Below are 13,616 nucleotides of genomic sequence, written 5' to 3'. Positions count from 1 at the left end.
ACGGCGCGGCATCCCAGTGCGGAGGGGGCAATGGAAGGCTACCGGCGCTACGCGATCTACTATGCGCCCGATGAAGGCGCCCTGGGCGATTTCGGCAAGGCCTGGCTGGGCTGGGATGCCGAAGCCGGGGCGACCCGGGCGCAGCCCCGGCTGCGCGGTCTGCCAAGGCCGGTCGAAGACTTGACCGCAACGCCGCGCAAATACGGGTTCCACGCCACCGTCAAGGCGCCGTTCCGGCTGGCCGAGGGCAGCGATATCGGGATCCTGCATGCCTCGGCCGTAGCGCTGTCGGGCCAGCTCCGGCCGGTGCTGATCGAGGGGCTGAGATTGTCGCTTGTTGGCGGCTTCCTGGCGCTGACGCCGCGCGGCGACACCCGGCGGCTGATCGAGATGGCGGGCAATGTGGTCAAGGCGCTGGACGGCTTTCGCGCCGCGCCCACGGCCGCGGAACTGGCCCGGCGCGATCCCGACCGGCTCAGCACCCGGCAGCGCAAGCTGCTGGAGAAATGGGGCTATCCCTATGTGATGGAGGAATACCGCTTTCACATGACCCTGACCGGACCGCTGAAGGCCGCCGAGGCCGAGGCCACGCGGGTGGTGCTGGGCCCCGTGCTCGAGCCGCTGATCGACCGGCCGATCCGGATCAGGAGCCTCTGCCTTTTCGGCGAGGCGAAGGACGGGCGGTTCCACAACCTGCACCGCTACAGCCTTTCGGGCTGATGGAAGGGCTGACCCGCCGCGCCAGGCCCGAATCGCAGCTGCTGCCGCCTCGCGGGGCAGCGTGTCACCGCCGGTCCGCCTGATGCCGGTCGCCCGCCGCAGAGACCCTGCGGCGCCCGGCGAGCAGGCGAACGCGGCACCCTGTCTCTTCGGGGCATGAAGCGGGTGACACTCTCCTGGCCGGCGGGCCCGGGAATGCGCCGGCCGCCCCCGCGACGAAAGGCGCTTCGGACCCCGCGTTGTCACGCCCGATGCGTCGTCCCGGGTCCAAACGCCCGGGAAAGCCGGTCCTCGCCCCTGCCCGGCCGCGCAGGGCCAGATCGGACAAGCCGCCTGCCGCGACGAGAGCGGATGTCCGCCCCCTTGCAGAGGCCGCGGACTGTGTGTATGCGGCGGGCTTCCGAGACCGATGGGCACCGTGGTGCCACGACCCGGCCGCGCCCTGCCCACCTCCGCCCCGGGGGTGTTTTCTGCTGCGCATCCACTTCTGTTCCCAGACTTATCCACAGGCATTTCCGGCGCCCTGTCGGCATATGGCCCATTTTCCATGTCCCGCCCCGCCCTGCCCGCGATCCGGGCCTGCGATGGCTTGCCGACTTATCCACAGACCTATACAACTAGACAAGTTGTTACGGGACCCTGGCGAGTCATGCAAGGCTCGGGGATGAAAGATGTCGAGGAAATGACCCAAGCCGCGCTCTGGAGCTCGATTGCCGCCACGCTTCGCCACGAGATCGCCTCCGGCAGCTACCGCCCGGGCGACAAGCTGCCCAGCGAGGCCGATCTGGCACATCGCTTCGGGGTCAACCGGCATACGGTCCGGCGGGCCCTGGCCGATCTGGCCGAGGCGCGGCTGGTGCAGGCCCGGCGCGGCGCGGGTGTCTATGTCACGGCGCGGCCGACCGACTATCCGCTGGGACGGCGGGTGCGGCTGCACCGGAACCTGGCCGCGGCCGGTCAGAGCGCCGAACGCAAGTCATTGTTGCACACGACCCGCGCCGCGGACCGGCGCGAGGCCGAGGCGCTGGGGCTGAGAGACGGCGCGCCCGTGCATGTCTCGGAGGGGATCTCGCTGGCCGATGGCCACCCGCTTGCGCTGTTTCGCAGCGTCTTCCCGGCCGAACGATTTCCCGGTCTTCTGGACGCACTGGCCGAAACCGCAAGCGTGACCGCGGCGCTGGCCCGAAGCGGGGTGACGGATTACACCCGGGCCTCGACCCGGATCACGGCCGAGCGCGCCAGTCCGACCCAGGCCCTGCATCTGGAGCTGCGTCCGGGCGACCCGATCCTGCGCAGCGTCTCGGTCAATGTCGACCTCGAGGGCCGGGCGGTGGAATACGGCCGCACCTGGTTCGCGGGCGACCGGGTGAGCCTGATCGTGACCGACGATCCCCCCAAGGAGCGATGCCCCGACTGACGGCTCTTGCCAGTGACGGCTCTTGCGGCTGAGCGGCCCCGGAAGGACGGACATCCTACGCCCCTGCCCCCCGGAATGACCCGGAATGACCCCGGGCAGGCGCCGGTTCCCTGTCACACCGACGATACAGTGGACGGCTATCCTTCACGGGCCACGTCACCCCCGCCAGCCGCCCGAGCCGCGACATGCCCCAGTTCCTTCACCCGCTCCGCTTCACCGGCGCCAGCATCCTGCGCGACGGCGAAATGCAGCGACGCTCGATCGCCATCGCCGAGGGCCGCATCACCAAGGGCCCGCTGCCCGAAGTCGACCTGACGGGCTATCTGATCCTGCCCGGCATCGTCGATCTGCAGGCCGACAGTTTCGGCCGTCACCTGCCCCGGCGCCCGGCCGGTCCCGGCATCGCACCGCTCGCGCCGGATCTGGTGCCCGATCTGGCGCTGGCCGCGACCGACCGCGAGGCCGCCGTCCATGGCGTGACCACCGGCTGGCTGACGCAGGACTGGTCCTGGGAGGGCGGGCATCGTGCCCCTGAGCGGGCCGAGGCGCTGATGGCCGCGCTCGCGGCCTACCGGCCCCGGATGCTGACCGATCTGCGTCTTCAGCTTCGCTGCGAGATCCATACCGTAGCCACCGCCGAGCGGCTGCTCGACGCCATCGGCCGGCATCGCATCGACTATGTCATGTTCCACAACCGGCTCGATGCCGCGGCCGAGCGGCTGCAGGAGCGCACCTGGCCGCCGCCGCGACGCGCGGATCGCGACGGGCTCGCGGCGGCGCAGGCGGCCCGGCCCGATGTTCCGCGCTATCTCTGCCGGCTGGCCGAGGCCTTCGACACGATGGGGGTCCTGTACGGCTCGCATGGCGACCCCGATGGCGAGACCCGCGAGCGCTTCTCGATGATCGGCGCCCGGATCGCCGAATTTCCCACCACCCGGCGCGCCGCCGCCGCCGCCAAGGCCATGAACGATCCGGTGCTGCTGAGCGCGCCCGATGTGATGCAGGACGGATCGCCCCCCGGACAGGTCCCGGCGACAGACCTGATCGCGCAGGGGCTCTGCGATGCGCTGGTGTCGGATTTCTATTATCCGGCGCTGTCCCACGCGGTCTGGCGACTGGTCGATATGGGGCTGAAGACCCTGCCGCAGGCCTGGGCGATGGTCTCGCAGCGTCCGGCCGAGATCCTGCGCCTGCCCGACCGCGGCCGGCTCGATATCGGAAGACGCGCCGATCTCTGCGTGATCAACGAGCGGACGCGCATGGTCGAGATGACCATTGCCGGCGGGAGGCTGACCTATCTGGCCGGCGAAGCCGCCCATCGCTTCGTCCATCGCATTCACGCGCTCGATATGGCGGCAGAGTGAGCGGGACAGGGCGTCTTTTTAACCGATGCGCCACCTTTTCCCGCTCCGGGCAAGCCATCCCCGGACGGATGTCATGAAATGCGTCTAGACTGAGTTTCGTTAAACGGTGCGACGATCGTAACCAGGAACGATCTTTCCGCCATCCGGCGACCGGAAATTTCACGACGCACCTTCAGAATGAGACTGCATTTCAGAACCAGACAGGGGGCCGCGACGAAAGCGCGCCCCCTTTTTGGCGGGTCACGCCGTGCGCGGCGGCAAAGGTTGCGCGCCCAGCCCGGAGCGGGCCTTTGCCCTTGCCCCGGAAACGGCGTGCCACCGGGCGAGGTTGCCGCCGCCGGCCATCTGGCGCATGGTGCCGCCCGCAACCGACCCGAAGAACGGCAAGACCCATGGAACGATTCATTCCCGGCCCGGACACCAAGCGCCTTTATCGCGATGCGCTCGGCTGCTTTGCGACCGGCGTGACCGTGGTCACGGCCGCCGGTCCCGACGGCCCCCTCGGCATGACCGCGAACAGCTTTTCCTCGGTCTCGCTCGATCCGCCGCTGGTGCTGTGGTCGCCCGCCCGCGCCTCGGCACGCTATCCGGCGATGACCGGGGCCGAGCGTTTCGCCATCCATGTGCTGGGCGCGGGCGAGGAAGACATCGCCGCGCGTTTCGCCCGCTCGGGCGACGATTTCGAGGGGCTCGACTATGCGCCCGATGCCGATCCGCCGCTGCTCGAACAGGGCTGGATCGCCCGCTTTCTCTGCCGCCAGGTCGCGCTGCATGACGCAGGAGACCATGCCATCGTGATCGGCCATGTCGAGGAATGCGCCCGGCGCGAGGGCCCGCCGCTGGTCTTTGCGGGCGGAGCCTATGGAGATTTCAGCCCGGTCGGCTGAAGACCCACCCCGCGGCGCGCCCCCCAAGTCACCCACGTCGCCCATGCCAGCAGGACGCCGCGCCTTGGCCACGCCGGATCTCCGGACACAGCCAAGCGATTGCGCAGGGAAAGCTCAGGGCGGAAGATTATGCGCCCGGCGCGCGATCTGCCTTTCGGCCCAGGCGCAATCCGGCCAGCCCCGGGCCGGACCCGGGCCGAACCGACCCGGGCCGGTGGCAGGGCGGCGGATCACTCCGCCGCGCTGTCGCAGATGCCGAGGCTGCGCTTCAGGCGCCGAACCGAGGATGGCGTGACGCCGAAATAGCGCCCGATCTCGGCCTCGTTCAGGCCATAACCGACCATCGCACGCAGCGACGCGGCCGGCATCGGGCCGAGTTTGCCGAAGACGGGGTGAGGGCGCGGACGCATCACCGGTCTGGGCGCAGTTTGTCTGATATCCTGGATCATGTTCACGGCCGACTCCTCCCAATTCGTCCCTGCCGCATGGGCCGTCCTCGTCGCATCAGGAGGCAACGGGCGTCCCTTGCATTAATCCATATCACATCTGTCAGGAACATTCGCGTCTTGACGACAACCTCTCGGCGACTCACCGGCAGAATTCCGCCGCCTTGCACCGCAGCATTACGCTGCGTCACAGCATCGGGGGAGCTAGGCCCGCACCGCGCCCGGCCCGTTCGCCCCCGGACAGAAAGCCCCCGGCACACCACCGGAGGCCGCCCCCCGGGCCTAGCCGAAGATGTCGGCGGTGATGCCCGCATACCAGCCAAGGCTTTCCTCATAGGTCGCTTTCCTCAGTCCGGCATCCTCGCCGATCTGGCTGACGAAGCCGTCGACCTTGGCGATCCTGTCCTCGCCGACCTGATAGGAAGCACCCACCTTGACCCCGTCCTCGCTGTCGATCAGCGACCAGCAGGTATTGGAGTATTTCGCCGGGAAGGCCCGCGCCCCGGTCAGCGCCGCGTGCACCTGCATCGCCGCCACCTTGGCCTGGCTGTTGGCCGAGAAGGCCGATTTCGGCATGTCTCCGGCGATTGTCGCATCGCCCAGAACATAGACATTTTCATCAAACCGGCTTTGCATCGTTCCCGGCAGGATCGGGCAGAAGCCGCTGTCATCGGCCAGCCCAGCGACAGCGGCGATATGGCCCGCCTTCTGCGCCGGGATCACGTTGCAGACATCGACCGTCTCGACCATGCCGTCGATCACGACCTCCATGCCGGCGGGCCGCAGCTCGATATCGGCGCCGCCGAAATCGGGGCCGATGCGCTGGATCATGCCGGGATAATGGCGCGCCCAGCCATCCTCGAACAGCGCCTGTTTCGAGAAGCTCTCCTTGGGATCGACGATCAGGATCTTGGCGGTCGGGTTCTGCCGTTTCAGGACATGCGCGACCATCGAGACCCGTTCATAGGGCCCGGGCGGACAGCGGAACGGGTCGGGCGGAGCGATCATGCAGAAGACCCCGCCCGCGCGCATCGCCTCGACCTGGGCCTTCAGCAATTGCGTCTGGCTGCCCGCTTTCCAGGCATGCGGCATCCGGTTCTGCACCGTCAGATCCCAGCCCGGCACCGCGCCGTCGACGAAATCGATCCCCGGCGCGACGATCAGCCGGTCATAGCCCAGCGCATGGCCCGAGGCGAGCGTGACCGACCGGGCCGCGCGGTCGATATCGACGGCGAGATCGTGGATCACGTTGATGCCGTAGCGGCTGGCAAGCCGCCCGTAATCATGGGCGATCGAGGCGAACTCGCGGAACCCGCCCAGATAGAGGTTCGAGAAGAAGCAGGTGTAATAGCTCTTGCCGGGCTCGATCAGCACCACCTCGATGGCGCCGCCGCTGTCCTTGGCGACATAGCGCGCGGCCGTCGCGCCCCCCGCGCCACCCCCCACGACCACCACGCGCGGCCGGGCCTGGCCGATGGCGCTGGGCGCCGACAGCGCCGCGCCCAGCGCCAGCCCCGTACCCAGAAAGCTTCGTCTGTTCAGGCTCATGTCTCTGTCTCCCCATGGACATGAATTCGCGCGTTTCCGGTCGTCTTGTCAGTGAGGGCCGGCCGTCAGAGGCCCTGCCCGCCGAAATAGGCTGCCAGCGCCGCGATCTCCTCGTCCGAGAGGCGCCCGGCCATCATCCGCATCACCGGATGCGGGCGCAGCTTCTGCTTGTAGGCATGCATAGCCAGAACGAATTTGCGTTCGGGCCAGAGCGTGATCGAGGGGATGCCCCGGTCGGAGCCGTCGCGCTGATGGCAGGTGGTGCATTCGCTCGAGAGATATTCGCCCCACGCCGGGTCGCCCACCAGCGCCAGCGTCGCCTCGGGCAGCCGCGGTTCCTCCGCGCGCGCGGTCGGCGCCGCCTCGGGGATGTTCGAGGGCTTGTCGGAATAGCGGCGCAGGAAGGCCAGAAGGTCCGCGCGTTCACCCGCGTCCTCAAGCCCCGGAAAGCTCATCCTTGTGCCCGAGACCAGCACCAGCGGGTTTTCCAGATAGGCATCGAGTGTCTCCAGCGTCCAGGTCAGACCGTCATCGCCCGCCCGCCGCATCGATTGCGAATAGGGAAAGTCCGGTACCGAGGCCGCGCGCCGTCCGAACAGACCGTTCAGCGGCGGGCCGATGCCGGGTTGCGCCCCGGGACCGATTTCATGGCAGCCGCTGCAATAGACCCAGATCTCGGCGCCACGGACAGGGTCGCCGATGGCCTCGACAGGTGTCTCGGCCCGCCCCGCGCCCGCCCCTCCCAAAGCGAGCGCGAGGATCAGACACAGTTCCTCCCTCATATGCAATCAATGCAATTCCGCTATGCGTCAGGCAAGCGATTCTCCATCGCCGGGCCTCGAAACGCGCGGACGAAATGACGCATCCCGGCCGGGCTGTCGCGGTCTCTGCGCCGCATCTCCGGGGGGCCAACAGAACAGGCCCCTGACAGCGACGCCAAAGCCTGAGAACGGCGCTCAGGCTTTGGCGTTGTTTCCGGTTCCGCGAGCCGGTTCGTTGGCGCTCATGGCCCGAAGAGGAGGGCTGCAGCCAGAGCGGCGACGGTCAGGTAGAGGTCGTCGGGACAGCGCTCGTGGCGGGCGGCAATCCGGCGGCAGCCAGGCGGCAGTCCCAGAGGCGACCGAGCCGGGAGGCGATGCGGTCGCGCCGCCTGCCCCGCGCGCCGCATGTCATCGCGAACGGCCTTGCCGCGCAATGTCCGCCCCTGGAGGACGGTTCCGATCCCTTGTTCCGATAGGTTTCGCGGACCCGAGCGTCATCATTGCCCCGCCGGCGATCAGCCCGGCGCGTCGCTATCGGCGCTCTCCTGACCGACGGCAACGAGCCGGCGGACTTAGCTTCGTGACGGGATGGGTCCGGGTCTTCATGCCGCCTTTGATACGACCGACCAGCCCCCACGCCGTCCTCTTTCGCCCGGCAGGCTCGTCGCGGCACGGTGGATCCCGAGACGCCCGGAAAGAGGCTCCGGGCGCAGCGGCCCTGCCTGATATACATGTCTCCGGCCGGGCGCTGCGTCGCGCCTGAGCTGCGTCGGACTGCGATCAAGGGGCCCCGATCAGGGCTGGCACGCAGGTCCCGCAGGCGCGGTCAACCGACCTTGCCCCGGACACGCCCGTTCGACCCCTGAAGGTCCTCCAGGCGCCATGGCACATCGCGCAGGACTGCAGTCCTGCGGCCAGAGGCCCGCCATGCGCGCGGGCCGTTGCGGGCCGCGACGCATGGGCCCGTACGGCGCGCCCGCTCAAGAGGCCGGGCCTAGTTAGCCGCCGCCCCCTCGGGCGTGACGTCGAGCACGGCAGCGCGCATGGTGATCTCGACCTCCGGCTTGCAGTCGGTCATGCAGGGCGGCTGCGAGAAGCGCGGCAGTTCGGTCGTCTCGCGGTCATCCACGATGAAGCCCTCGGCATTGGGCAGCGCGACCTCGAGGAAATTCTCGTTCGACAGCACGAAATCGTCGTCGACCAGATAATTCGAATAGAGGATATAGGCGGTCACGGCATAGACCTCGTCGACCGTCAGCACCTGCGCCGCGCCGAAGGGCATCGAGCGGTGGACATAATCCCAGACGGTCGAGAGATAGGGCCAGTAGGATCCCACGGTCTTGACCGGGTCGTCGCGGTCGAGCGTGCCCTCGCCACCCGCGAGCTTGGGATAATTGTCGACGCCCTCGGCGAATTCGCCATGGCAGATGGCGCAATTGGCCGAAAATATCTCTTCGCCATCCTCGACCGAGCCCGAGCCTTCCGGCAGCCCCTGCCCGTCGGGGGCCACATCCAGATCCCAGGCCGCGATTTCCTCGGGCAGCGCCGGGCGGCCGAGACCGAAATCGCCCGCCTGAACCGGACCGGCGAAGGCCAGAAGCAGCGCGGCGGCCGGCAGGTTACGAGACTTCGACATTTTCCGCCTCTCCGCTGGTCTTGACCCACCAGGTCTGGATGCCGTTGTTGTGATAGACCGAATTCAGCCCCCGGATCTCGCGCAGCGCGGTCTTGGTGGGCTGGACATAGCCGGTCTCGTCCATCGCCCGCGATTGCAGCAGCATCTCGGAGCCGTCCCAGTCGATATCGAGATAGAAGCGGGTCAGCGCCATCCTCTGCCCCGGCCGGGCCAGCCGCGCGGTCCGCCAGTTCGCCCCGCCATCGAGCGACACATCGACCCGCTCGATCGCGCCCCGGCCCGACCAGGCCAGCCCGGTGATGACCAGCGGCCCGCGCCCGTGGGTGATGGGCGCCTGCGGGCTGGGCGCGGTGATGACCGATTTCGCATCCATCGCCCAGGTCCATTTGCGCGAGGTGCCGTCGGCCAGCGTGTCGGTGTATTTCGAGGTCTCCTCGCGGCTTTCGACGGCCTCGGTCGTGACCTCGACCCGGCGCAGCCACTTGATCCACATGTTGCCCTCCCAGCCCGGCACACAGAGCCGGACCGGATAGCCATGTTCCTTGCGAAGCGCCTCGCCATTGGCCTTGAAGGCCACGAGGCAATCGTCGAGCGCCTTCTCGAGCGGGATCGAGCGGCCGTTCGAGGAGGCATCCGCCCCCTCGACATAGACCCATTTGCCCTCGGGCCTGACGCCGGCCTCTTGCAGGAGCGTGCGCAGCGGCACGCCGGAATATTCCATGTTGTGGATCATGCCATGGGTGAACTGCGCGCCGTTGAGCTGCGCGCCCGCCCATTCCATGCCCGAATTGGCCGCGCATTCCAGGAAATAGGTGTGGTTCACCCGCGGGAAGCGTTCGAGATCGGCATAGGTGAAGATCAGCGGCGTCTCGACCAGCCCGTTGATCATCAGCCGGTAATCTTCCTTCGGCAGATCGATGGCGCCCGAATGGTGGCGCTCGAAGGCGCAGCCCTGCGGCGTGATGGTGCCGTCGAGCGCATGGATCGGGGTGAAATTGACCGAGGAAATCGTGTCGGCCGTCAGCCACTCGACATTGCGCCGGATCACGTCGGATTCGTAGTCTATGGGCAGGCCATAGGGGGTCACGTCGACACCGTCGCCCCACATCTGCGCCCAGGGCTGTGTCTCGGTGATCAGCGGGTCGGGAATCACCGGATCGGGGCCCTCGGCCGCCGCCTTGCCCGCGACCAGCGCGCCGCCCCCCGCCAGCCCCGCCTTCAGAAACCCGCGCCGCGTGGGCGCGCCCGGCCGGTCGGTCATCGCCTCATCCTCCTTCGTCCCGCTCATGCGCCGCTGACCACGACCGACTTGTTCGGGTCGACGCGGACCGTGCCCTTGCGCTTGATGTAATCCTCGACCACCTGCCAGACCGGCGGCCCCTCGGTGCCCTCGTTCACGCTGGCCCAGCCCGAAACCACGTAGGAGCGGGCCGGATCGATCTGTTCGCCGGTCTTCAGCAGCGTCATGTCGGTGATCCGCCGGCCCTGGGGCCTGGTGACGTCGATCCGGTAGCCCATGCCGCCGACCCGGACCATGTCGCCGCCCTGCTGGTAATAGGGATCGGGGTTGAAGAGATTGTCGGCCACGTCCTCGAGGATCGTGTGCAGCATCTCGCCCGTCATCTCGGAGCGGTAGGCGTTCGGATAGGTCATCGCGGTCGCGCTATAGAGATCCTCGCGGGTGATCGGATCGCCCGGAAGCAGGCTCGGCCCCCAGCGGAACCCGGGGCTCAGCGCGATATCGGCCTCGCGCTCGTCGATCAGCGCGTTGCAGATCAGATCGTCCCAGGTGCCGTTGAAATTGCCCCGCCGGTAGAGCAGCCCGTCGGTCGTGCCCAGCACCTCGGCCATCTCGTCCTTGTAGGGCGCGCGCTCGCGCTCGATCAGCGCGGTCATCTCGGGATCGGGCGCGATCGCGTCCGAGAAGATCGGGATCAGCTTGTGGCGAAAGCCCATCATCCGCCCCTCGCGCACATCGAGGTCGAGCCGGGTGACGAACTTGCCGTTCGAGCCCGAGGCGATCAGCAGGGTCTGCCCGACCATCACCGGCTGAGGCAGCGCGTCATGGGTGTGGCCTGTCAGGATCACGTCGATGCCGGGCACGTTGCCGGCCATCTTGCGGTCGACATCGAAGCCGTTATGGCTGAGCACCACCACCAGATCCGCGCCCTTGCCGCGGACCTCGTCCACCACCTCGGCCATGCGCTCTTCGCGGACGCCGAAGCTGAGGCCGGGGAACATCCATTTCGGATTGGCGATGGGCAGATAGGGGAAGGCCTGGCCGATCACCGCGATCTGCGCGCCGCCGCGCTCGAAGATCCTGTAGGGCTCATAGGCCGGTTCGTCCCATTCGGCATCGAAGATGTTGGCGCCGAGAAAGGCGAAGTCGAGCCCGTCGACGATCTCGTTGACCCGGTCGGTGCCGAGGGTGAATTCCCAATGGCTGGTCATCGCGTCCGGTTTCAGCAGGGCCATCGCATTGACCATGTCCTGCGCGGCCGAGCGCAGGCAGGTATAGGAGCCGTGCCAGGTGTCGCCGCCATCGAGCAGCAGCGCCTCGGGCCGGTCGGCGCGGATCGCCTTGACCACCGTCGCCACCCGGTCGAGCCCGCCCATCCGGCCATAGCCCCGGGCCAGCGAGACGAAATCGACATAGCTCAGCGCATAGGCCTCGGGCGAGCCGGCGGGGATGCCGTATAGCCTGAGGAAATCGGCGCCCGTCACATGGGGAGGCTGCCCCTCGGCGGCCCCCACGCCGATATTGACCTCGGGCTCGCGGAACCAGATGGGCACGAGCTGGCCGTGGATGTCGGTGACATGGATAAGCGTCACATTGCCGAAGCTGTCGAACTCCAGGAGCCGGTCCTGGCTCAGCGCCTGCCGGGCGGCAAGCCGCGCCCAGTTGCCCGTGCCCGACGCCCCCCAGATGGCAGAGGCGGCAAGGGCGGCCTGTAGGAAATCCCGTCGCGCGATCATCGTCTCGGCCTCCTCTTCCGGGTCGTGGGCGCAGATCATATGCGCCAAGATGAATATCTCCGGTCGGAAAGGGCCCGCGCCGAAACCGGTGCGGGCCCTTCGTTCAGTTGCGGACGGACGGCCCCTCGACCGACAGCCCGTTGCCGCGCGAGGCGACGTAAAGCTCCAGCGCCACGAATTCGGGCGAGCCCGCCTTGAAGGGCACGCCACGGGTGTCACGGATGCAGCCGATGAAGCGGTCATGCGCGGCATTGAGCCTGGTGTTCTTCAGCCGGTAGCTGGGAAAGCCGTTGATCTGGCCCTGGCTCAGATGGTCGGCGCGGATGTAATGGTCGAAATACTGCTCGTGGCAATTGGCGCAGGACAGGTCGAGCTGGCCATAGCGGGTATAGTAGATCTCGCGGCCCTTCTCCCAGGTCGACTGCGCCGGGCCGTCGATGGCGACGCTGACCGGCAGCCCGCGCGACACCGAGGCGATCAGCGCGACCATGGCCGTCATGTCGGCCCCGATATAATCCCATTCCGGGGCGCCCATCCGCGCGCTGCGGCAGGCATTGATCATCTGTTCCAGGGTGCGGACCTTGCCCGCGCTTTCGACATATTTCGGATAGACCGCGCGCTGGCCGTACATGCCCTCCTCGACCGCGCCGTGACAATCGGCACAGGATTTGCCCTCGGTCCCCTCGGGCCTGTCCCAGACCGCGCGCGCCTCCTCGACAAAGACCATGCCCGGATTCTCGAAATCGTCCATCTCGAGCGCCTGGGTATCGTCGCTGCGAAAGGTCCAGCCCGAGCGGATCTCGTCGAACCGGTCCGCCAGATGGGCAGGCGCCGGCGCCCGGGTGACGATCTCGATCTCCTCGTTGATCACCAGCGGATCGTCCGGCCCCGCCGAGACCGCGGCGCCGCCAAGCGTGCCGCAGCAGGCCAGCGCCGCAGCCGCCAGCCGTCCTGTCATGGTCTTCATGCCTTCCCCTCCCTCGGAGCCCCCGCCGCCACGGCGGAGGCGCCTCAACGACCGCTCGCGGCCCGGCTCAGCCGATGGCAATCGACTTGACTTCCTCGTAGACCGAGCCGTCATCGTCATACCAGGTGAAGACCATGTCGCCCGCCTCGGGGATCTGCGCCTCGAACTCGAAATAGGGATTGGTCGAGATCGCCGGAGCCAGCGCGACATCGATCACGTTCTGGCCATTGAAGGCCACCGCGAAGCGGTTGATGATTGAGCGCGGGATGAGAGAGCCGTCGCTGTCCTTGCGCTGACCCGATTCCATCTGGTGGCTGATCAGGGTCTTGATCACCACGGTTTCACCCGCCGCCGCCGTCCTGGGGGCCTTGACGCGGGCCTTGACGCCTTCTGCCATGTCTCGTTCTCCTCCTCTCGCCTCAGCTTCAGCTTCAGCCTTGGCCCGAACCTCAGCCGCCGCAGCCGCCGATGGTGACTTTCACGGTATTGGCCGCGCGCCGGAAACTGCCATCGCCCATCTTCGCGAGCGCGATCACCTCCTGGGTGCCGCCCAGCCGGATCCGGGTCGACAGGCGCTGCGCACCGGCCAGCGGGCCGAAGCTGACCCGCGCGACATCGGGGGTCGGGTTGGCCGAGGCCAGCACCAGGATCTCGACCGCGCCGGGGGCGTCGACCTCGATCGGCACGGTATTGCCATTCTCGGCGATCTCGGGCGTGGTGAGGGTAAGACCATCGGCCCCCGCCTCGGCACCGCCTGTGAACTCGGCGATCTTGTCCTCGACGGCCGCCTGCACCGCCCCTGCCGGCAGCGTCAGCGCCGCGGCAAGCCCGACGCCCAGCGCCATCGCTCCTCGTCTGGTGAACTCCATCCTCTCCCTCCTTGCTCGGACATGC

The 13,616-nt window shown here is 68.0% G+C and carries 12 protein-coding genes and 1 pseudogene; 4 read left to right on the top strand and 9 right to left on the bottom strand.

The features are described from left to right. The first annotated feature begins 30 nt into the window (after nt 1–30). From ACK8CO_RS17470 to ACK8CO_RS17455, 4 genes are all read left to right on the top strand, one after another. Nucleotides 31–720 carry a DUF1045 domain-containing protein gene (locus tag ACK8CO_RS17470; protein ID WP_414897461.1) on the top strand — a complete coding sequence of 230 codons (690 nt, stop codon included), beginning with the start codon at nt 31–33 and terminating at the stop codon, nt 718–720. Nucleotides 721–1,384: 664 nt separating this feature from the next. Next, a complete protein-coding gene (gene phnF, locus ACK8CO_RS17465) occupies nt 1,385–2,137 on the top strand; it encodes a phosphonate metabolism transcriptional regulator PhnF (protein ID WP_414897460.1) in 753 nt (250 codons plus the stop codon). Between the two features lie 185 nt (nt 2,138–2,322). Beyond that, a complete protein-coding gene (locus ACK8CO_RS17460; protein WP_414897459.1) occupies nt 2,323–3,501 on the top strand; it encodes an alpha-D-ribose 1-methylphosphonate 5-triphosphate diphosphatase in 1,179 nt (392 codons plus the stop codon). 392 nt (nt 3,502–3,893) lie between these two features. Further along, a complete protein-coding gene (locus tag ACK8CO_RS17455; RefSeq protein ID WP_080616681.1) occupies nt 3,894–4,388 on the top strand; it encodes a flavin reductase family protein in 495 nt (164 codons plus the stop codon). A 230-nt stretch (nt 4,389–4,618) separates the two neighbouring features. Here the strand turns inward: ACK8CO_RS17455 and ACK8CO_RS17450 are convergent, their stop codons facing one another. From ACK8CO_RS17450 to soxY, 9 genes and pseudogenes are all read right to left on the bottom strand, one after another. Beyond that, nucleotides 4,619–4,843: a hypothetical protein gene (locus ACK8CO_RS17450; protein WP_155774033.1), complete on the bottom strand. Its 225-nt coding sequence runs from the start codon at nt 4,841–4,843 to the stop codon at nt 4,619–4,621. A gap of 273 nt (nt 4,844–5,116) precedes the next feature. Then, on the bottom strand, nt 5,117–6,382 hold the full coding sequence (locus tag ACK8CO_RS17445; RefSeq protein ID WP_414897458.1) for an FCSD flavin-binding domain-containing protein: 1,266 nt from the start codon (nt 6,380–6,382) through the stop codon (nt 5,117–5,119). Between the two features lie 65 nt (nt 6,383–6,447). Further along, on the bottom strand, nt 6,448–7,164 hold the full coding sequence (locus ACK8CO_RS17440) for a cytochrome C (RefSeq protein ID WP_414897457.1): 717 nt from the start codon (nt 7,162–7,164) through the stop codon (nt 6,448–6,450). Between the two features lie 979 nt (nt 7,165–8,143). After that, nucleotides 8,144–8,779: pseudogene (locus ACK8CO_RS17435) on the bottom strand (c-type cytochrome); the annotation flags it as partial. After that, nucleotides 8,763–10,040 carry a sulfite dehydrogenase gene (gene soxC, locus ACK8CO_RS17430; RefSeq protein ID WP_414897456.1) on the bottom strand — a complete coding sequence of 426 codons (1,278 nt, stop codon included), beginning with the start codon at nt 10,038–10,040 and terminating at the stop codon, nt 8,763–8,765. The gene soxC and the pseudogene ACK8CO_RS17435, both read right to left, overlap by 17 nt. 23 nt (nt 10,041–10,063) lie before the next feature. Next, nucleotides 10,064–11,755 carry a thiosulfohydrolase SoxB gene (soxB, locus tag ACK8CO_RS17425; RefSeq protein ID WP_414899039.1) on the bottom strand — a complete coding sequence of 564 codons (1,692 nt, stop codon included), beginning with the start codon at nt 11,753–11,755 and terminating at the stop codon, nt 10,064–10,066. Nucleotides 11,756–11,858: 103 nt separating this feature from the next. Next, nucleotides 11,859–12,722, bottom strand: a complete 864-nt coding sequence (soxA, locus tag ACK8CO_RS17420; RefSeq protein ID WP_080616687.1) for a sulfur oxidation c-type cytochrome SoxA — start codon at nt 12,720–12,722, stop codon at nt 11,859–11,861. A 67-nt stretch (nt 12,723–12,789) separates the two neighbouring features. Further along, a complete protein-coding gene (gene soxZ, locus ACK8CO_RS17415) occupies nt 12,790–13,119 on the bottom strand; it encodes a thiosulfate oxidation carrier complex protein SoxZ (protein ID WP_080616688.1) in 330 nt (109 codons plus the stop codon). A gap of 52 nt (nt 13,120–13,171) precedes the next feature. Next, nucleotides 13,172–13,591 (bottom strand): thiosulfate oxidation carrier protein SoxY, encoded by a 420-nt coding sequence (gene soxY, locus ACK8CO_RS17410; RefSeq protein ID WP_080616689.1) that lies wholly within the window; start codon nt 13,589–13,591, stop codon nt 13,172–13,174. Between the last annotated feature and the right edge of the window lie 25 nt (nt 13,592–13,616).

This window comes from Rhodovulum sp. HP10, assembly GCF_047553435.1.
GTDB lineage: Bacteria > Pseudomonadota > Alphaproteobacteria > Rhodobacterales > Rhodobacteraceae > Rhodovulum.
This window is presented reverse-complemented; position numbering and strand designations above follow the sequence as displayed.

Excerpts from the sequence above, each read along its gene's own strand:
- ACK8CO_RS17460 (WP_414897459.1), top strand. The coding sequence starts at position 2,323 with ATGCCCCAGTTCCTTCACCCGCTCCGCTTCACCGGCGCCAGCATCCTG.
- soxC (WP_414897456.1), bottom strand. The coding sequence starts at position 10,040 with ATGACCGACCGGCCGGGCGCGCCCACGCGGCGCGGGTTTCTGAAGGCG.
- ACK8CO_RS17455 (WP_080616681.1), top strand. The coding sequence starts at position 3,894 with ATGGAACGATTCATTCCCGGCCCGGACACCAAGCGCCTTTATCGCGAT.
- soxY (WP_080616689.1), bottom strand. The coding sequence starts at position 13,591 with ATGGAGTTCACCAGACGAGGAGCGATGGCGCTGGGCGTCGGGCTTGCC.
- ACK8CO_RS17440 (WP_414897457.1), bottom strand. The coding sequence starts at position 7,164 with ATGAGGGAGGAACTGTGTCTGATCCTCGCGCTCGCTTTGGGAGGGGCG.
- phnF (WP_414897460.1), top strand. The coding sequence starts at position 1,385 with ATGAAAGATGTCGAGGAAATGACCCAAGCCGCGCTCTGGAGCTCGATT.
- ACK8CO_RS17445 (WP_414897458.1), bottom strand. The coding sequence starts at position 6,382 with ATGAGCCTGAACAGACGAAGCTTTCTGGGTACGGGGCTGGCGCTGGGC.
- soxA (WP_080616687.1), bottom strand. The coding sequence starts at position 12,722 with ATGAAGACCATGACAGGACGGCTGGCGGCTGCGGCGCTGGCCTGCTGC.
- soxB (WP_414899039.1), bottom strand. The coding sequence starts at position 11,755 with ATGATCGCGCGACGGGATTTCCTACAGGCCGCCCTTGCCGCCTCTGCC.
- soxZ (WP_080616688.1), bottom strand. The coding sequence starts at position 13,119 with ATGGCAGAAGGCGTCAAGGCCCGCGTCAAGGCCCCCAGGACGGCGGCG.
- ACK8CO_RS17470 (WP_414897461.1), top strand. The coding sequence starts at position 31 with ATGGAAGGCTACCGGCGCTACGCGATCTACTATGCGCCCGATGAAGGC.